The sequence below is a fragment of the Spiroplasma turonicum genome (assembly GCF_001262715.1).
GTDB classification, from domain to species: domain Bacteria; phylum Bacillota_I; class Bacilli_A; order Mycoplasmatales; family Mycoplasmataceae; genus Spiroplasma_A; species Spiroplasma_A turonicum.
The window spans coordinates 662,958-684,213 of sequence record NZ_CP012328.1 but is presented as its reverse complement, the minus strand read 5'-3'; the positions used below and the strand labels follow the sequence as shown (position 1 = coordinate 684,213).

16 protein-coding genes are annotated in these 21,256 nt (G+C 20.8%); 14 read left to right on the top strand and 2 right to left on the bottom strand.

Annotated features, from left to right (window positions below):
• From STURON_RS03060 to STURON_RS03045, 4 genes are all read left to right on the top strand, one after another.
• Complete coding sequence (locus STURON_RS03060; protein ID WP_075048415.1) at positions 1 to 2,511, top strand: DEAD/DEAH box helicase family protein; 2,511 nt, start codon at positions 1 to 3, stop codon at positions 2,509 to 2,511.
• A 114-nt stretch (positions 2,512 to 2,625) separates the two neighbouring features.
• Positions 2,626 to 2,985: a helix-turn-helix domain-containing protein gene (locus tag STURON_RS03055; protein WP_075048414.1), complete on the top strand. Its 360-nt coding sequence runs from the start codon at positions 2,626 to 2,628 to the stop codon at positions 2,983 to 2,985.
• Positions 2,986 to 3,017: 32 nt separating this feature from the next.
• Complete coding sequence (locus tag STURON_RS03050; protein WP_075048413.1) at positions 3,018 to 3,215, top strand: hypothetical protein; 198 nt, start codon at positions 3,018 to 3,020, stop codon at positions 3,213 to 3,215.
• A 41-nt stretch (positions 3,216 to 3,256) separates the two neighbouring features.
• Positions 3,257 to 3,754, top strand: a complete 498-nt coding sequence (locus tag STURON_RS03045; RefSeq protein ID WP_075048412.1) for a DDE-type integrase/transposase/recombinase — start codon at positions 3,257 to 3,259, stop codon at positions 3,752 to 3,754.
• A 179-nt stretch (positions 3,755 to 3,933) separates the two neighbouring features.
• On the opposite strand, the gene STURON_RS03040 is transcribed toward STURON_RS03045, so the two are convergent.
• Positions 3,934 to 5,208, bottom strand: coding sequence for a hypothetical protein (locus STURON_RS03040; RefSeq protein ID WP_075048411.1), 1,275 nt, complete (start codon positions 5,206 to 5,208; stop codon positions 3,934 to 3,936).
• A 2,010-nt stretch (positions 5,209 to 7,218) separates the two neighbouring features.
• Here STURON_RS03040 and STURON_RS03035 point away from each other — a divergent pair.
• Together STURON_RS03035 and STURON_RS03030 are read left to right on the top strand one after the other, a co-directional pair.
• The gene (locus STURON_RS03035; RefSeq protein ID WP_075048410.1) at positions 7,219 to 7,845 is read left to right on the top strand and encodes a hypothetical protein; all 627 of its coding nucleotides are present in this window, start codon (positions 7,219 to 7,221) and stop codon (positions 7,843 to 7,845) included.
• Entirely contained in the window at positions 7,836 to 8,237 is a 402-nt protein-coding gene (locus STURON_RS03030) for a hypothetical protein (RefSeq protein ID WP_075048409.1), read from the top strand. The genes STURON_RS03035 and STURON_RS03030 overlap by 10 nt, the downstream gene beginning before the upstream one ends.
• On the opposite strand, the gene STURON_RS03025 is transcribed toward STURON_RS03030, so the two are convergent.
• Positions 8,232 to 9,626, bottom strand: coding sequence for a hypothetical protein (locus tag STURON_RS03025; protein ID WP_075048408.1), 1,395 nt, complete (start codon positions 9,624 to 9,626; stop codon positions 8,232 to 8,234). The two genes, STURON_RS03030 and STURON_RS03025, sit on opposite strands and share 6 nt — an antisense overlap.
• Positions 9,627 to 9,692: 66 nt before the next feature.
• Here STURON_RS03025 and STURON_RS03020 point away from each other — a divergent pair, with 66 nt between their 5' ends.
• The 8 genes from STURON_RS03020 to STURON_RS02975 all read left to right on the top strand — a co-directional run bounded on the left by STURON_RS03020 (position 9,693) and on the right by STURON_RS02975 (position 21,255).
• The gene (locus STURON_RS03020; RefSeq protein WP_075048407.1) at positions 9,693 to 9,887 is read left to right on the top strand and encodes a hypothetical protein; all 195 of its coding nucleotides are present in this window, start codon (positions 9,693 to 9,695) and stop codon (positions 9,885 to 9,887) included.
• A 163-nt stretch (positions 9,888 to 10,050) separates the two neighbouring features.
• Positions 10,051 to 11,538 carry an HsdM family class I SAM-dependent methyltransferase gene (locus STURON_RS05650; RefSeq protein WP_236681171.1) on the top strand — a complete coding sequence of 496 codons (1,488 nt, stop codon included), beginning with the start codon at positions 10,051 to 10,053 and terminating at the stop codon, positions 11,536 to 11,538.
• Entirely contained in the window at positions 11,486 to 12,232 is a 747-nt protein-coding gene (locus tag STURON_RS03000) for a hypothetical protein (RefSeq protein WP_075048405.1), read from the top strand. Before STURON_RS05650 ends, STURON_RS03000 begins: the two co-directional genes overlap by 53 nt.
• Positions 12,220 to 14,091: an AIPR family protein gene (locus STURON_RS02995; RefSeq protein ID WP_075048404.1), complete on the top strand. Its 1,872-nt coding sequence runs from the start codon at positions 12,220 to 12,222 to the stop codon at positions 14,089 to 14,091. The genes STURON_RS03000 and STURON_RS02995 overlap by 13 nt, the downstream gene beginning before the upstream one ends.
• 13 nt (positions 14,092 to 14,104) lie before the next feature.
• Positions 14,105 to 15,385, top strand: a complete 1,281-nt coding sequence (locus tag STURON_RS02990) for a DUF262 domain-containing protein (protein WP_075048403.1) — start codon at positions 14,105 to 14,107, stop codon at positions 15,383 to 15,385.
• The gene (locus tag STURON_RS02985; RefSeq protein WP_075048402.1) at positions 15,333 to 15,917 is read left to right on the top strand and encodes a hypothetical protein; all 585 of its coding nucleotides are present in this window, start codon (positions 15,333 to 15,335) and stop codon (positions 15,915 to 15,917) included. The genes STURON_RS02990 and STURON_RS02985 overlap by 53 nt, the downstream gene beginning before the upstream one ends.
• 51 nt (positions 15,918 to 15,968) lie before the next feature.
• The gene (locus STURON_RS02980) at positions 15,969 to 16,898 is read left to right on the top strand and encodes a hypothetical protein (protein WP_075048401.1); all 930 of its coding nucleotides are present in this window, start codon (positions 15,969 to 15,971) and stop codon (positions 16,896 to 16,898) included.
• An 889-nt stretch (positions 16,899 to 17,787) separates the two neighbouring features.
• The gene (locus STURON_RS02975; RefSeq protein ID WP_075048400.1) at positions 17,788 to 21,255 is read left to right on the top strand and encodes an AAA domain-containing protein; all 3,468 of its coding nucleotides are present in this window, start codon (positions 17,788 to 17,790) and stop codon (positions 21,253 to 21,255) included.
• The last annotated feature ends 1 nt before the right edge of the window (position 21,256 follow it).

Here is a 21,256-nt window from a genome sequence, read left to right as displayed (position 1 = left end):
ATGTATTATTCTGATGTAGGTAAAAGTTTAATAAAAGATTTTAAAAAGTTTATTAAATCATCTAAAACTATATACATAGTTTCACCTTTTATAACTAAAGAAGCATTTAAAGAATTTGAACTAGAGTTAAATGATTTTATTAATAAAGGGGGGTTTATTTATGTTATAACTTCAACTTTTAGTGAGACAATGGAATCCTTTAATTATAAAGATTTATTTGAAATAAATAATAAATATAAGGGTTCTATAAAAATAAAAGTACAAGTAGTTAAGAAAAATGAACTTCCAATCCATAAAAAACTTTATTGTTTTGAGAACGAAAATAGTTATGAAGTATTTAATGGAAGCTCTAATTTTACATTGAGAGGATTAAGTGGTAAAGAGAGTTCTATTTTACTTTTGGAAGGCCAAAAAGAAGATGCTTATAAAGATATTAAATATATGCTCAATAATAACGGTGACTATGACTTAATTGATTTTGATGAACTTGATATAAAAGATCTAATAATTTGAGAGAGGGATTACTTCATTAAAGATAAAATAATACAATCAGATTTAAAAGATTATGTATTATTCGATTTCCAACAAGAAATTATAGATAGATACAATGTGGATAAATTAGATCACAAAAATCACAGCGTAATTTTACCAACTGGAACCGGTAAAACAGTTGTAGCAGTTTTTATGTACATGAATTTTATTAAAAGTTTTAAGAACTCAAAGATGTTATTTACAACTCATAGAATTGAAATATTAAAAAATGCACATGATAAATTTAAAGAAATTATAGAAAACTATGATTGTTTATACATAACCTCTGAAAATGTAAATAATTACACCTTTGATGATTTTAGAGATAAAAATATATTCATTACTAATAGACTATTAAAAAATATGATCTTAAAAAATATATTTAAAGCAGATAATTTCGACATTATATTTTATGACGAAGCACATCATTATGATAACGAATCTGAAACTAATACATTTGATTTTATTTATAAATATTTCAAACCAAAAAATAATATTGCGTTAACAGCAACACCAGAAAGAAGAGATGGTATTTCAGATATTACAAAAGTTTTTAATAATGTGTTATATAAAATGGAATTATATGAAGCTATTGAAAAAAGATTAGTTTCAGATATAAAGTATATATTAATTAAAGATAAAAGTAATATAACTATAAACGAATCTGATCTTAAGGATGAAATTAGACTTATTCTAAAAGCTGATAATGATATAAGGAATAATTTAGTTGTTGAATCTATAAAGAACTATATTGATGAAAATTCAACTAGTTTAATATTTTGCATAAATATTGATCATGCAAAAAAAATTAACTCATTACTTACTGAAAATGGATATATTTCAGATTTTTTAGTTTCTGGTGATAATAATAGACATGAAAAAATAAATAGATTTAGAAATAAAGATTTAAATTTTTTATGTGTTGTAGATATTTTTAATGAAGGAATTGATATTCCTGAGATTTCTAATGTAATATTTCTTAGACCAACTAAATCAAAGACAATTTATTTGCAACAATTAGGTAGGGGGTTAAGAAAGAAGGACAATAAAGTTCTTAAAGTAATTGACATAGCTACAAACATAAATATTAAAAATTATTGATTAGATAGATTAAATAATGTTTTTGATAGTTTTCAATTAACTGAGTTAATTGAAAATGATGTAAGAAAGTTCAAAGGTATTTCGATTGAATTTGAAAATTTATGTGAAGAAGAACTTCTATCTAAATTAAAAGAACAGCACAATTATATTGTTTCTAAAGAGATTAAAAATTTTATAGCGTGAGATTTAGTTTGCTTTAATAAAAAAAATAATAAAAAAATTATATTTACTTTGATTATGGATAAAAACAAAAATAATTGATATGAACTTTATAGAAATAATGAAAGTGACATTGAAATTGTAGATATCCATAAATTAGAATTAGATATAGAATACAAATATCCCGGATTAAATTTTAAAGGTTTTGACATCATTAAGTTTTTAAAAATTACAAAAATAAACAACCCAACAATTTCAGATTTTATAAAAAATAATATAAAAAATATAATAAATGTTTCTAAAAAAAGTAAACTAAATTTACCATATAATTTTGGACTTAAGAAATTTCCAAGTGCAAAAATAATAAAACCACAAACAATTTTATTTAAAAGGTTTAAAGATGGTAAAAAAGCATTTGTTAGAAAAGATGACAACGGATATACTTTAATCAAAGGTTCTCATATTCTGCCATATTCAAGAAATATTGAAAATACTTTGCCAAAAGTTATTAAGATATGAGAAAGTCTAGGCATAAATAAAGATTATAATAAACATTGGGTTTTAGAAGATGATTTATTCTTTGAAAGTAGTGGTGTATTATCAGATGTTATAGTTGGTGGAAACTCCTCTTTTCCAAACGAAATGTTTATAGAAAAACTTAATATTAAATTAAGAGACTTTTATATAAAAAACATGTGTAAGATAATTGATGAAAGTTAATAAATATGAATAATAATCAACTAAATATTAAATACAAATCAATAAATAAATAAAGGGTCACCCCAAACTACACAAAAATTATGTATATAATTTTTATAGGAGGGTGTCTTTTTTATGGCTAAAACAAAACTATTTACTGCAGATGAAAAAATGAAAATAGTAAATGAATTTTTATCATCTGACATAAGTGCAAAAAAAATAGCAGAAAAATATAATATTAAACAACCATGTACTATTTATCAATGACAGAATAGGTATATAACTAGTGGAATTTCTGGTTTATTTGATCAAAAAAGAGGTAGAAAATCCAATATTGATAAACAAAATAACTTTGAAAACATCAAACAAGAGTTAAATTTTTTAAGAAAAGAGATGCAAAATAAAAATAAGGAAAATAGAGAGTTAATTAATAAGGTCGAAATTATGGAAAAGTTTACAGCATCTCTGGTAAAGGATTTTAAAAACAAAAAATAAACATTGAATTTTATAAAATAATAAGTAAATACTTGCAAAAAAATATAAAACTTTCATGACTATTAAATTTATTAAACATTAACTTTAAATCTTATAAAAGTTGAGTTAATAATGGTTCAAAAGATTATAAAACAAAAAGAAATACTTCTTATGATCTATTTATAAAGCTAGTATTTAATGATTGTGACTTAAAATATGGTACACATCGTAAATGAGGTCATAAAAAATAATTTTAAAATTTGGCATTGGTAGAAAAACAGTTTTAAGTTCAATGAAAAGTCAAGGACTTTTTCCTGATAATTGTGAAAAAAGTAGAAAGTGAAAATCTTATGTTAGTGGCAAAAAAGAACCTGTAAATACTGCTCCAAATTTATTGAAAAATCCAATTACTGGTAAAGTAGAATGTTTTGCTTCAAGACCATTGGAAAAAATATGTTTAGATATATCAGAATTTAAGTTTAATAATTCTAAATTATATATGTTTGCATATATTGATGTTTATTCTAGATTACCACTAAAAACTTATTTTTCGAGTAATCAAACTATAAAAGAAGTAGTAAAATCGCTATATATATTAAAAAATAACTACAATATATGTAATTCAATTATCCATACAGATAGAGGAGCCCAATTTAGAAGTATTAGTATGATGGACTTTTGTAAAGCAAATAAAATACAACAAAGTATGATGGATGGTTATGCTTCATGACAAAACGCAATAGTAGAAACTTTTTTTAATATTATTAAACAAAAATATTTTAAAGGATAAAAATTTTTAAACAAAACAGAACTTCTATCTTGAATGAAAAATTTTATCTGAAATTATTCAAACAATAGAATAATAAATAAATTAAAAATTACTCCTATAGAAATGTACAAGAGTAATTTGTTAAAATAATTGTAGTTTGGGATGACCAGAATAAACAACCTTAAAGAGACCTGAAAATTTTATATTATTTGGCTTCTTTTTTTATTGTATATGTAAGTTTGTAAAGAGTTTCTTTTAATAATAAATTCATCAAATTTATTTAAAAATTCTTGGATACTAAGAAATATATTTCCATATTCTGCAAAAAAACTTTCCTTAAATCAACCATTTAATGATTCTGTCGGAGCATTATGTTTAAAACCAGCTTCTGACATTGATAAAACAAAATTTGGGTAACATTCAATTATGTTTTTAACTATATTAGAAGTGTTTGCTGTACCTCTATCCATTTGGATAATTGAATAATCAACTTTATAATTACTTACTACATTAATAATATCCATAATTGTTTTACTTACTACTTGCGAATTCTCACTGAAATCAAAATTGTAAGCAATCATATCTCGATTGTATCAATTGTATGCAAATTCTCCTAATATTTTTGTTTTTTTCCCATTTATTATAAGATCTAAATAAGAACCATCTAAACCAATTTTATGAAAATTATATTGTGATTTAAAATCTTTTTTAATAAGGTCTGGGACAACATTGCCCCTTTGACTAGTATATTTTTTTGCAACTCTCTTAATTTTTGGTAATTTTACAAGTTTATTATTTCTTAGTTCGTTTACTATTTTATAACTAATGTTAACTGCATGATTGTCCGTAATTCAAGAACTTACATTGCGAGCGCCTGAAGCACCATTTAATTTAGTGAACTTATTAATTAATTCAATCGCACGTTTATTATACTTTCGTTTTAACTTAGTTGTCTTACCTCTTGATAAAATATCATGATATTTTATTTTTCACTTAGCATAATTTGAGTAATTTACAAAAAGTGCTTTACATTTATCCTTTAAATTCAGCTCAACTGAATTATCATAAAAAATAATATTATAGGCATCATTTTTTCAAGCCTTCTTACTTGTCTGTATCTTCATCTGTTCTTTCGATAAATTCATGCAAGAAGGCATGCGCTTTTCCAAAAATTCTATTTTAGCCCTATCTTTCAATTTTTCTTTTTTTAAGTTTTTAATCTCTTTTTCGAGTTTTTGATTTTCTTTTTTAAGTAATTTATTTTCTATATCTTTCTGCATATAAATATTAACCTCACAAGGCGAATAATCTAATTCGCTTTCTAATTCATTAATATTATATCTTTTTACTCATTGATATATCTGAGCAACGCCACTTTTTAAATTTAAATCTTCTTTTATTGACTTCGGTTTTTCACCACTTAAAAATTTTTTTATAGCTATTAATTTTATCTTTTTATCTATTATTTTTGGCATAAAAAACAACCTTTCTTTTGAATATATTAGTATTTAAAGTATCACTAATATGGTCTCTTTAAGGTTGTTTATTCTACCCTTTAAAATTTTGTATATTTTTAATATTATTTTTATCTAATCCTATTTTATAGTAAATTATTTATAAGACCTCACAGTTCTAAATAAAAATTGAAAAAATGATATTGTTTCTAATAGTAAACTATATTAAATTAAAATTCATATTTTAAATACCTTTAATACAATCTTTTTAAATTAATAAAATATCTATTTTTTGGATAATAGAATTAGTTCTTTAGAAAATTAACTTTTTCTTTAGAGATTAATCTTTTTTTATTTATTTTGAAAAGTTAAAATATTTTTGACTACGCATTTTATATAAATAGTTCATTCGTTTTCTCTATCATCATTGTTACTAAGAACATTTCTATTAAAACTAAATTTACTTTATATTAATAAAAATTCAAAAAAATAGATATATAGCTATCATATTAAATTTAAGTTATTTATTAATAAATAAAATAAATTTTAAATAATCCTTTTAAAAAATTTATAATTTACAATATGTAAGTAGAATTTTAAACTTTATTTCATAATTAATTATATATCAGTAGTACAATTTCTTAAGATTTAACTATTGTTTATATTTTATGAAGTTTAGTTATTCTATTATTTTTATGCGTAAATTTACAAATGATAATAAATTTAATTTCTTAGTAGTTTTAATAATAACATCTTATTAATTAATTTAATGTAATTTGATTTTTATATACTTATAACTAAGCAAAAAGGAAACTAATAATCTTTAAAATAAGATTAATCAATATATTTTAATATTTTTATAATGAATTATATAGATTATTAATTGTAATTAATTTACTATCAATCTTAAATTTCATTTAAATTATGTGCATTTGCATTTATTAGTCAAAGATTATTAATAATACCTAAATTATTTCCTTCTTGCTGATTTGTTCTATTTATTGCAGATTATACTACTACATAATTATTAATAAAACCATTTTGGTTGTTTAATATAAATCTTATGCTATTATGAACTATTATTGTACTATTATCTTTTTTTCTTTTTAAATTTAATTATAAATTTTTATCATTATTTCCTTTCTAACAAAAAAGCCAATATTTTTGTACAGGTATAATTATTTTACTTTTTACTCATATAATACATAAAGTGTATATTTTATTAAAAAATAATCATATAATAATAAATTAATAAGAAATATAAAAAAATGAAGAAAGTAGATATAGAAATTGCATAACTTGGTTGGTCAATATTTGATATAAATAACAAATAGATTTTAAAATCTAGGTCAAGATTATTCAATGAAGGAACTAATAAATCAAACAACCACAGCTTATAGAATAATACAAAGAGCAAGGAGAAGAAATTTAAAAAAATTAATATTAAGAAAAAGAGATTTACTTGTATTATTTAAAAAAGATAATTTCATAAAAAGGAAAATGATTATTATAATATTGATTTTAATCATAATTATTTAGAATTAAGAACTAAAAAATTAAAATAAATAATTTTATTGATCAATTAATGGTTATAATATTCAACTATTTTAAAAAAAGTAGTTTAATTATAAGGATGACTTATTAGAAAGGAAAAACATTAAAATTAATAATTTAAGTCTTGTTCAAGAAAACATATTACCTGTAGAAATACAACAAAAAAACTACTTAGACCATGGTATAAAATTTATATTTTAAATTAAATTATTTTTATAATAATGTAAAGCTTTTTATGAATATGAAATCTGTAAATTTTTTTATTAGCATTATTTGTACCAACTGTTGTAATTTTATTTAGATTTCTAGGATTAAGTAGTAAAAATGAATAAAAGATGTTAATTTATGTGTATATTTTTTTAATAAATAGTATATAAAATATAAACTATTTTAAATTTGAAAAAAAGTATCATTTTTTAAAAAAAATACATAAATGTTTAATTCATTAATTTAATAATTAAAAAGGAAGGATAAATTATGATTAAAGAAATTAATAATACACAAGTTATTTTTGAAAACAAAGATTGTGAAAATTTTAATAAATATAAAAATATAGTTGGTGAAAAAATAATCTATTATTTAATTAAGTATATTAAAAACATTACAAAAAATGATAAAGTAAAATATTCTCATGTTTCCTACTTACTAAAATACGACAAAAGAATTAAAATGACTATATATAAATACATAAATACAATGGAAGATAAGTTAAAAAGCATTTTAATTGATAATAGTCAATACGATAAAATAGAACAAAAATTTAAAACAGATAATCTTACTATTGAGGATGATACATCTTTGATTGAGTTAAATAAAATTGATAATAATTACTATCAAATGAAAACTATATTAGATCAAATTGAAAAACTAAATATTAACTGCAATAATCTTCAACTTTTTAGAAATATTATTGATTTGAGAAATAAAATAATGCATTTTACTTTAATTTATACAAATTTAAAATGATTTAATGAACAATTAAATAAATTTAAAAACTCATTAATAAAGGAATATAAAAATGGATTCATCAAGGATATTAATAAATGCAAAGAAGGATTAAAAGAAGTGGAAAAACTTTTATTGGAGGATATAAAATGAGTCTAGAATACGTAAATAAAAATAAATTAAAAGCTTGAAAAACAAAATTCTATAATGCAGTTAAGGAATTAAAAAAAACTTTGCCATATAAATTTAACTATTATTTAGTGGAAAGTTCCAGTAGAAATTTGATTCTTGCTGAAAAAGATGGGAAATTTGATATGGATTATCAACTTCACTTTAATTATGATGATAATATAAATTGTGAGCATTTAAAGAAAGAACTTTTTGATCTTTTTCAAAGATATTTCAAAAAAGAAGACAATTGAAATTGCGATGATTCAACATCTGCAATAACAATAAAAAAAATTAAAAATGATACAAAAAAAGATTTTATATTTAACTATGATGTGGTTATATGAGCATTGTGTAACCTAAGTAGACCAATTATTTTATAAATGTTGGTTTTTTTGATCAAATATATTATATTTCAAAAATTGTAGTTTATTAAAGTTATAAACAAATTTTTTAAAAGTATCATAAAAATTTTGTATATTTTTAAATTTACACCCATAAGTTTTAAAAAACTTTTCTTTTACTCATCTATTTAAACTTTCGGTTGAGGCGTTATGTTTAAAACCTCTTCTAGACATAGAATGCACTATATTATTATTCTTATTTACATATTCAAATATTTTTTCACATGAGAAAGCTAAACCTCTGTCTGATTGTATTACTTTGTTTGATTTAGTGTTTATTGAATACTCATTTATTCTTTTAAAAACCTTTAACGAGCTATTTGAATTTTCGTTTTTATCAAAGTTATATGCAACAATAGTTTTTAAATCCCAGTCATAAGATATCATGTAATTTAATTTTGTTTTATAAGAAGAATTATTTAATTCTATTTTTAGATTAGTTCCATCAACTCCAACTACATTAGGAGTATTGTAATTCATTTCAATCAAATCATCTCTAACATAAGAGTTATGTTTTTTAGATTCATTGAAATAACTTGATTTTTTGGAATTGTCCCTACTAAATGAGTTTTTAAATACCTCAGGTTTTTCTCTTTTGATTAGGTTAATCATTTTTTCAGAGACTCTTTTATTCTTATTAACAAAAATTCATTTCCTTATTAAAAGAGAACCTGTTTGTAAATCATTATTTGCTTCTTTAAAATCTTTTACTAAGTCTACTGCATTTTCAAATCTTTCATTTTCAAAGCTATTAATAGTTGGAATCTTTAGCTTGTATTTGTATAACAAAATAGGGTTTTCTAATTTTAATTTCATTTTGAATTTCGAATAAGTATTTTTATGAACTTTAAAATAATTTATTAACCTATTGGTTCCCATGCCATAATTAGCAACTAAATAATATATTTGAGAGCATGCATAATATTTATAAGCTTTTGTTGCCATTATCATTATCTTTTCCTTCTTGCTCATTTTCAATAAATTCATCAATATTGTTGCCGTGCAAGAAGGAATGGACTTTTCCAATATTTCTTTACTCGCTATTGCCAACATTTTTTCTTCTATCTCAAACTTTAAGTTTTTTTCTAATTTTTTTATTCGGTCCTTAAGTAATTTATTTTCTTTATTTTTTTCTTTAAGTTCCTTAGAAATAAAATCTTTTTTTAACTTTTGACTCATCAATTTAACCTCTTTGCAATCCTTATATATACTATAAGAATAACAAGATTTTGAGGACTTATATCAGATTCTTATTAATTGTGATCCTGCTTTAATATTTAAATCATTAGCTATTTTGTCTATATTTTCACCGTTTTTGTACCTTTTTACGGCTTCAGTTTTTATATTATTATCATAAATTTTTGGCATTATTTCCTTTCTATCAAAAAAACCAGTAATTTTATACTGGTCTACTTAGCTTCCTTTTTGCTATGTATGATTAATCAAAAAACTCAAAAATTTAATATTATTGTTAGAAATGATAAAAACTATTTATGAGAAGAGGTTAAAGAATATAAAATACATAATGAAAATTTGCAAAAAATTAAGATAAACAAAAAACAAAAAGAAGTTAAAAAACTATACAAAATCAAAAAAAGAAGTAAACAAAAGCACAGAAAAAAAGGATAAATTGAAATCGTATCAAATATATATCCAAACAGTTAAAGAGGTTGTCGAAAAAAATAAATTATAATAAACTTTTTTATATTGATTACTTTCTTATATTATAATTATATAGTTAAAAACTTATATTAATAAATGATTAAATACTATGAGATGAGGAGGTATTTTGATGGGGATAAAAAATGGAGTGGTTTATACTCCTATAGAAATAGTGGATAAAATACTAGATTTATCAAAATATAAAGGAAAATCAATTTTAAAAAAACATGTTATTGACAATTCTTGTGGTACAGGAGCTTTTTTATCAAGAATCGTATCAAGATACATAGATGCTTTTCTTAAAAATAATACAAAATTAAATATAAACGAAATTAAAAAACATCTAGAAACTTATATTCATGGTATAGAAATTGATGAGACAAGTTGTCAAATAGCGAATGAAAATCTTAATAAAATCTTAATAGAAAAAAGTTTAAATATATCAGTTAATTGAAATATAATAAATAATAATGCTCTTTATTTTAAAAAATTTAATAACAAAATGGATTTTGTTTTAGGCAATCCTCCTTACATAAGAATTCATGATTTTGATCCTAAATTCAGACATAAAGAATTTGATTTTGCTAAAAAAGGTATGGCTGATTTATATTTAGTTTTTTTTGAAGTTGGTATAAAAATGCTCAATGAAAATGGAATTCTTGGCTATATAACTCCAAATTCATTTTTATCAAGTTCTTCTGGAAATAATCTAAGAGAATATTTAATTAAAAATAATTTAATTGACACTATCTTAAACTATGGATTTTATAATCCGTTTAAACAAATCACAACTTATCCAATGATAACTATTTTAAATAAAAATAAAAGAAACAAAACAGTAATAGTAGAAGATTATTTAAATGATTTAAAATTTAGTATTAAAAATAACGACTTTTTTATTAATAAATGCTTTTATTTTTATAGAGAAAATGATTTAAATTTTTTAAACGAAGTATTTGATGCAAAGAAAAAAGATTGTGGAATAAATGTGAGAAACGGTTTAGCCACAAATGCAGATTGATTCTATTACAATGATGATTTTAAAGGTAAATATATAATCGATGCTTATAAAGCATCTAAAAACAAAAAGACAAAACTTTTTTATCCTTATAATGAAAATGGAAAACTCATTTCTTTAAAAGAAATTAAAGAGAATAATGAACATATTTATAAAAAATTGATAAATAACAAAGAAGCTTTAGAAGAAAGATCATTAGAAGATACAAATAATTGGCATGCATTTGCAAGGTCACAAGCTATAAAAGATGTATTTATTGATAAAGTCTCAATAAATACTATTATAAAATCAATTGATACTATCAAATTGAACAAAATAAATTCTGGTGATGCTATTTATAGTGGTTTATATATCTATTCAAGTAATAATGAAATTTCATTAGATGATATAATTTTTGCGATTAAAAATGAAGAGTTTATTAGATATATATCGCTTTTGGGTAAAAATAAAAATGGAAATTATTATTTCATTTCATCAAAAGATTTGAAAAACTATCTGAATTATAAATTTAGTTATTTAGAATATAATAAAATAAAAGAGGTATCAGATGAGTCAAAGTTTACTAGAAAAGAATTTATTAAACAAGATCAAAGAAGCTAAATATAATACTTCACTTGAAAGTCATATTGATAAAGAAAGAAGTGGAGACAAAGTTGATGACTTTCATTATATGATTGCCAAGGATGTTTCTAAAGTTTTAAGTAGCTCGGAATATGAAGTTTATTCAAAATATTTAGATAAAAAAGAGTTAAGTGTTGAAGGCGCATTTTATCGAAAAAAAACTGATGTAGCTATTAAGAATAAAAGTGACGATAAAATTTTAGGAACCATAGAATTTAAATGACTAAAATCTAGTATTCAAAAAAATATAAATAATGCATTTAGTAATATGTTAGGTGAAGTAGTAAATATTAAAAAAAATAATATTAAAACAATGTGGATATTTTTGATTAGAAGTGAAACTCCAATTTATGATAAGAATTTTAATATATTAAATTTATTTGATATTCAAATGAAACATTTTCAAAAATACATAAGAGCATATGATATTGGAAATGATGAAGTTTTTCTACCTAATGTATTAAGTTTTATTATTTACAAAGATAATTGTAATTATAAAAACAAAAAATCTAAAAGAGATATTCTTATAGAATATAAAGATTTATATAATAAAGAAAATCTTATAATTGAAATTGATAAAAATTTTAATTACAATAAAAATAATTTATTTTTTAACAATTATGAAAATTCAATTAATAAGTTTGTGGAGGCTTTAAAAAAATGGAATTATTAAAAAAATATATGAATGAAGAATTAGTCGAGTATAAGGATGACATTAAAAAATTAATGTTATTAAGTCACTATGTATTTTCAAAATATAATGACATAAATAGAGCTAAAGAAGATTATGATAGATTAATTTGTTTTAGTAATAATGATTTTATGCCAAACTTAGTTTTATATGATGAATTAGAAGATTACAGAACAACTAATATTTTTTTTGTTTTAAATAATAAAGAAGAATTACAACAAGCAATTAAACGATGCAAAATTTTTTGTGATAGTTTAAAAGAGAATAATTATAAAAATAATAATTTTAACGATAATTATTTTATTAAATTATTAGAAGATATTTATGAAAATGAAGCATTTGATTTTAGAATCAATTTTATCATTAATGAACAAATCAGAGATAACGATATTAAAAGTTTAGAAGATCAAATTTCAAGTAATGATTTTTTAGAAAACTATGGAATGATAAAAATTTATGATCTTAAAAGATTAAATTTAAAATTGAGTGCTGAAAGCAATTCTGAGGAAGATGTCAAAAATCAAACATCTTTTGCTTTTAAATTTGAAAACAAACATAGTTATGAGTCTGGGCTTTCAAATATAATTGAATATGAAACTCCTTTAGAAAAAGTTATAGTAGTTTCAATTTTAGCTTATTCACTTGTTCAATGTTATGAAAAATTTGAAAATATTATATTTGATAAAAATATTAGATATTCAATAGATACAGATAAGACATCTAAAGATGTAAACTCAGAAATGAAAAAATCGGTTTTGAATACACCTGAGAAGTTTTTTATATTTAATAATGGTATAACAATAGTTGCAAAAGAAATGGAAGAATTAGATCTACAAAACAATACTATTAAATTGAAAGATTTTTCAATAGTTAATGGTGCACAAACGGTAACCAATCTTTCTAATTTTAATAAAGATGAAAATTTAAAATCTAACATAAAAAGTATTTATATTATGGCTAAAATAATTAATCCAAAGATTTCAAATAATGAAACTTATGAAAATCTTATAGATTCAATAACTAAAGCTTCAAATAACCAAAAACCAGTTAAACCAAGAGATTTTAAATCTAACGCTATTGAAATGATAACCTTAAAAGAATATTTTAAAACTCATGGTGTAGTTTTAAATATTAAAAGAGGAGATAAAGACATAAAGGAAAAAAATTATATAAAAAATAATTTTAATATAAAACTAGATAGTGCTGTTCCTAAAATTAATAATGATGAACTTGGTCAATATATCTATAGTTTATTGCTTATGAAACCAACAGTATCTAACCAAAATAAGTCAAAAATTTTTAATGATGAACATTATAAGGTAGTTTTTAAAAGTAATAAGTTTTCAAGTGAAGATATTTTAGAAGCCTATCATTTTTATAAAAAACTTTCAAATGATTTAGTTTTTATTGATAAAGATATAATTTATGATAATTTAGGTGCTGTGCAATCTTTTCAAAATAATATTCAAAATTGATTAATTGCATTAGTATGATTTATTTGGTGTAACATTAATGATTTGAATGCTTTAGTAAATTCAGGTCCTTATAAAAAATATTTTACAAACATTGATGTTGTAAAAAACAGTAGCTCATTAAAATTTTTTGACAAAAATATCAAATTTAATATAAGTGAATTAACAGAATTTATTTATCAAGCTTATGAAATATTAGCATATTTATATAATAATTCAAAAGAAAAACAAGATAAACCTTTATCTCCATCCGCATTCTCATTTAGACTACAATTATTTTATGAATTTTTAGATAGATGTTTAATGAGCAAACATTCAAGTGATGCAAATAAAAAAGTAGAAATGTTTAAAAAAATATTTATTTTTTAAGAGGTGTTTTTTTATGAAAGAAAATATTATAGATAAATTAAAAAATATAAATGAACAATATAAGTATGAGTTATCCTTAAACACTTTTGGAGAGCTTCTAACGCTTTATAATAGTGGTCTATTAAATTTTGATCATGATACTCAACGAAAAAAAATTTGGGATATTGGCAAAGCTACAAAATTTATAGAATCTGTATTGCTAGGATTTCCATTTCAACCAATTTATATTTCTGAAAATGAAAAATTTTATTCAGTAATAGATGGGAAACAAAGATTAATAACTATGATTAAATTTCTAGGTTCATTTGTAGAAAACGAAAATTCAGAAGTAAGTTTGGGTGATAAAACAAATATTGTAAATAAGTTTGAATTAGATATCGATTTTCTAAGTCCTAAAATTATTAATTTATTAGATATTCAACCTAATGATAAATTAGACTATAAATTTTTATGCAATAAATATGAAGATTTTAATAATCTTTATGCAACTATTATTTTCCCTACTTATAGTTGTGATAATACTAATTTTAAAGATGGAGATGAAAAAGGAGTTTACGATGTATTTGCAAGACTTAATTCAACAGGAGTACCTATTGAAAGTGGAGATATTTATAAATCAAAAATTTTTTCAGATCTTGAAAAAATTGAAGAAAAAACTAATTTAAAAAAAACTGTCAAAAAATTTAAAAATTCAATAATAGGAACTAAAAAAGAAATTCTATTAAATGATAAAGAGTGATTTTTGTTTTTTAAAGTTATATGAGTTTTTTTAAATTATAATGATTTTTTAAATTTTAATTATAATATAAAAAATATAGAAGAAGATATTGATAATATGTTACAAGAAAAAAATATTGAAAATATTAAAAATGCAATTATGTTAATCGATGATGTATCAAAACATATTTTAGATTTAAAGAAAAATTGAAACAAAGAAGATGAAAAAGTTAAGTCTCTATTTAACAGAAAACTTAACAATTCACAACCTTTAAACTTTTGACTAAATATATATCCTGTTTTAATGAAATTAAAATCCGAACAAAAAACCTTACCAAACTTAAGTAAGTTTAAAGATATAATTAAATTAATAAATAATATTTACGATGGCAATGAACCATTTGTAATAAGTGAAGAGGGTGTAGAAACAAAAAAATTAAAATCAAAGTTTACAAGAGAACCAGAAAAAATATCTTTGTTAATTTTTTGTATAGATGAGTTTTTAATTAAAAATATAGGTGATTATGAAAAAATATCAAATAATATCAAAACTAAATTATTACAAAAAAATAGTTAATAATAAGTTGGACGAAAATGATTATCATCTGTTTATATTCTTGTTAAATTCTTTATTAGAAGGTTTTTTGAAATTTGTTCTTAATCATATTTATATTTTTTATAAAAATAAAAAAAATGAAATAAAGAACTCAAAAAATTTATCATTTTTGAAAGAAATTTATTGAATAAAATTTAATACTAATTTAAATTTAAAAAATGATAAAGACATACAATTTATAAAATCTAATAAAGATAAGTTTATTTTTTTTGAGTCTAAATCTAGTTTTAATATTGAGAATCTAAATATGAACGGATTAAAAGACTTTTTTAAAAAAATTAATAATATTCTTGATTTAATGAATATTACAAGTCATAAAAGCTTTTATGATCCAGAAATTAGAAATGATGTAGCACATGGAGACTTAAATCGTAAGCACATAATTAGTAATAAGAATAATAAAATAATGTTTGTTAAAAAAAGAAAACTAAAAATAAATTTTGATAAAACTTTAAATGAAATTACTGCATTTATTTTAGTTAACTTTATATAATTAATTAATAAGAGTTTAAATTAATAAATTTTAAATAAAGGTGTGATATTTGTGAATATTTATATAACTTCAATAGGTTCTTCAATAGATAACTATAATAAAACTATAAAAAATAAAGTGAATTTAAATAATATCAATAAATATTATGAAATCAAAGATAAAAGTTTAAAAGATTTTCATATTTGAGGTATTCCATCATTAAATAATTATAACTTTTACAAAAACGATATATTAATATTTGTTAACAAAAACTTTATCATTTCATATGGAACAATTTATGAAAGTTTTAATAGCAATGAGTTATCTAATGAGTTGTGAAATGATGTAGATGAAAATAAAGATTTCAGTAAAATAATACTAATTGATAATCTTATAAATTCAAATTTCAGTATATTCAATTTTAATAAAATAGTTAAATATGGAAGTGGTTACAGGGTAAGAAAGTTTTCTAAATTAAATAATGAAGCAGCAAAAGAATTTATTGATAAATTTTTACTTATAGATGAAGATTTTCAAAAAATTATCGAAAGTAGATTTGGAAATAATTATTTAGAGTCTAGATTATATTATGAAGTTACAGATAAAAAAGTCTTGACTAAAATAAGGTTAGAACAATACCAATTAAGAAAAAATCTTTTTAAAGATCTAAATCATCAAAAATGTTGTATATGTAATAAAACATTTCCTGTTGACTTTTTAATAGCATCACATATAAAAGACAGAAAAGATTGTATACTTGAAGAAAGAAATGACTTATATAGAATCGTAGCTCCTATGTGTGTATTTGGATGTGATTTTTTATATGGTCAAAAAATGATATATGTAAACATAGATGGTAAAGTAAAAATAAATTTTAATAATTTAATGACTGATTCCATAAAAGAATATATGTTAACTATAGAAGATAATATAGTAGAAAATTACAAAATAAGTAAAAATTATTTTGATTTTCAAAGTGAACAAATAAAAATTCATAAGTAATTTATAAAATTTATTTAAATCAATATAGTTGTGATACAAATTTTATAAAATGCTTTTACTGTAAAGTATATTTTTTTGCATTTATACTTAATGATTAAAAAACAAATTTTATAAAGTTATTGAAATACCAACTCTTTCAGCTCCCTATTATTGATATTGTTAAAAATGTTTAGTTATAACTTACATTTATTTGTAGTAAACAATAATTTTTTATTGCAAGATTGTAAGACTCAGTAAATCAAATAAAACTATATTAAAGAAGTTATCAATTACAAACTCATTTTATTTGAGAACAAAAAAAAGAGTTTTAAACCATTTCCAGAGGTCCTGCAACTGGTAAATTATTAATTTCTCTACAATTACTATCTAAATTTATAAAAATTAATTTAATTGCAATGTATTCTATGCTTAAGTTATTTATATTAATATAGTAATTTGCATCAAAGTAATAATTTTTATTATTTTCTTAAATTAATTTACGTACTTATTTATTTTATAATTTAATATAATATTTTTTTTAACAAGTTCAAGTAAAAATTCATATTACCCAAGAACACAATAGAGTGTTGATTAGTAGTTAGTATTTTTTTCTATGTAGAAAACTATGTTACAAAAATTTATTTGTTTATATTTTATATATTTTTAGCAATAAAACATATATAAAATAAAGGTTATAATATAAACTTTTTACCAATATTTGTAAACTTAAATACACATACAAATTTAAGCCCTGTATAGTAATGAAGATAAAAAAAGTATACAAATAAATATAAAAAAAATTAACAATTAACAACATCTCTTCTTATTAATAAGAATTAATTATTATTCTTTAATAAAAACTATTAATTATTATTATAATTTTGTTAATATAATTTTAGGAAATAAAAATATGAACAGTTATGATTTAATAAATAAATTTAAAAGCAGACTACTTAACAGTAATAAAAATAGTGGTATTTTTTATAATAGTTTTCTACCTAACGCACTTCAATTTGATTTTAAAAAAATTGAAACTTTAGGTTTATTAAGAAAAAATAGAAATGATTCTAAACCAATTTCATTAAAAGAAGCTTTAAAAGCTTCAAACTTTTTTATAAGTTTTTATGACATTATAGTTAATGAAGAAACCCTTGATTCAAAAGGGATTTTTAGTTATGCAAAAAAACTTAAAAATATAATATTAAAAAGTAAACATCAAGCAAATGAAAAAAATATAAATGTCTTATACATGGGTACATTTTTTGTAGAAGGTTGTGCATCAACAAATACTAATGATTATTTTAGATCTCCTTTAATATTAAGAAAAATTAATATAACTGATAGAGGGGGCTTTATATATGAAGTCTCTATTGAAAATGAATATGTCTTAAATAATGCACTTTTAAATATACTTGCTTCAAAAAATAAAGTTTATTGAGATTATCAAGAACTTGATGAATCAATTATAAGTGATAAAAATTTATTAATTGAAAAATTACAAGATTATTTTAATATTATTGGTTATAGGTTAAATAATCAAGAAAAGTTTTATGATACCCTTGATTATAAGTTTTCTTCTGTGAAAGGTTTAAAAAGAGATGAAGCAGGTAGTATATTTCAAGCAAACTATAATTCATATTTTAATCAAGCTTTTTGTTTAGATTTATGTTCTTTTGGTTTATATGATATTGCTTCAAGTACAATTCTATCTGCTTATAATATAATAGAAAATGATGATATGTCATTCTTAGATGAAATGCTTCTTGAATCAACAGATGTTCTTAACAATGATGATATAGATTTTAAAGAAAATGATATTGTTACAGTATCTTCTTTAGACTTTACTCAAAGAAAAGCATTAGTTAAATCACTTAAAGATTCTACTTACATTTTTGGTCCACCTGGAACTGGTAAATCACAAGTTATAGTCAATTTAATTGCAAACATTATAAATAATAAGAGTGATGCTTTATTTATAACTGAAAAGAAAGTAGCTTCAAAAGTTGTTTATGATAAATTAAATTTTTTAAATAAATTTACATTAATGTTTCATAATAATAACACTTCTTTACAGATTTATAAAAAAGTAAGAGAAATGTATAATTACATTATTGAATTCAAAGATAAAAATACAGATTCATATGAAACTAATAGTTATTCAAAATTAGATGAGTATTATAATAATTTATGTTCTTTTAAAAAGTTATTTCAAGATCAATTAGGAAAAAATTATTTATTATTTTTAAAAGAATCAAAAGACACTGATATAGAGTCAATAAAATTAAGTTATAATGATTTAACTTATATAACTGAAGTATCAACTATTTTATTATTTAATAAAAATATATTAGAAGATATTTATAATTTATTTATATTATTTAATAAAAACAGAATAAATATAAACTTTTTATTAAGTTTATATAGTGAACAAAATTTTAATGAAAAACTTTATAACTTTTACATTAAAGATAAACTAAAAAATAAAATAGGAATATTTAATAAGAAAAAGTTTAATAATTTTTTAACTTCATCTGAATATAATAAATTATTTAAAGATACTAAAAACTTTTTATCAAATTATAACAAAATTGATATTGATAAACTTTGTGACTCATTAAATAAATTAAATTTATTAAATATTAATAACAACATAGTTACAAATAAAGTTTTATATTATTCATATTGTGAAACATTTAAGAAGCAACATATAGAATTATTTGATTTTATGTCTAATGATTGATTTCATTTAATAGGTAGAACTATCGATGAAAAATGTAAAAATGATAAAGATATTATTATTTTTAATTATTTTAAATATATAATTGAAAATATTCAATTAGGTAGATACATTGATAGTAAAACAAACACTGGTAAAAACTTATCTACATTATTTAATGAGTTAGGTAAAAATATTAGAAAAACAAAAACTAGTATGAGATTAACAACTTTGTTTAAAAATTATTCTCAGTTAATGAAATTATTCTTCCCAATATTAATTGGGTCACCTGAAACTATATCAGATCACAAAACTATTCCATTAATAAAAAAAGAGTATGAATATGCAATTTTTGATGAGGCTAGTCAAATTTTTACTGAAAAATGTATTCCAATATTATATAGAGCAAAAAAATATATTATATGCGGTGATGATAAACAATTAGCACCAACAAATTTCTTTAAAATAAAAAATGATGTAATTGATGAAGAAGAAGTTGATGAAGTAGATGTAAGCAGTATTAATTATGAATTACAAGAAGCTTTGAAATATGATAGTCTATTAAGTTTTGCAAATGGAAGATTTCAAACATCAATGCTTCAATATCATTACCGAAGTAAAAGTAAACAACTGATTGATTTTTCTAATGCAAAATATTATGAAAATAAACTTATTATAAGTAATCAAATGAAATCAATCTCTTATCCAATTGAGTTAATTGAAGTAGATGGAATAAGAAAAGACAAAAAAAATATAAAAGAAGCTGAAGTCATAATTGAACTAATAAATTTTATTTTATCTAATAAGAAATTAAAAGAAAAAAGTATTGGAATAATTACATTTAATACTCAACAACAAGATTTAATTCAAGATCTTTTAGAAAAAGAGAGTATTAATAATCCAGAATTAAGTTTAAAACTTTTAAATAAAGAACCTGGTGAAGAATTATTTGTAAAGAGTATAGAAAATGTACAAGGTGATGAAAGAGATATAATAATTTTTTCAATTTGTTTTGCAAAAGACGAAACAGGAGTATTTAAAAACTATTTTGGTCCAATTGCACAAGAAAATGGAGAAAAAAGACTTAATGTTGCAATTTCAAGAGCAAAAGAAAAAATGTATGTTATTAAGTCAATACCTTCATCAATAATTAATTCAGACAAAAGAGGGGTATTAGACTTTAAGGAATTTTTAAAATATTGTGAGTTATTAACTTCACCAACAACCAATAAAGACCAAATTAATTTATTATTAAATAAGGAAACAAATCAAATTAAGTTTGATAATTTAAATAAAATAAATGAATTTGACAGTGAATTTGAAGTTGAAGTATATGATGCAATTAATCAAATAATAAATAAAGAACGATATGAATTAAAAACACAAGTTCCAGCTTCAGGATTTAAAATTGATATATGTATTTATGATAAGTTGAAGAAACAATTTATTTTAGCAATCGAATGTGATGGTTACACATTTCATAGCAGTACTTTTAGTAAAGTAAATGATTATGAAAGACAAAGGTATTTAGAAAACCGAGGGTGGGTATTTTTAAGAATTCTTTCAAATGATTGATGAAATAAAAATAATTCTATTGTCAAGACTAGATTTTTAAATAACATTAAAAAACATTTAAAAAATAATGAAATAGAGGAGATGTAAT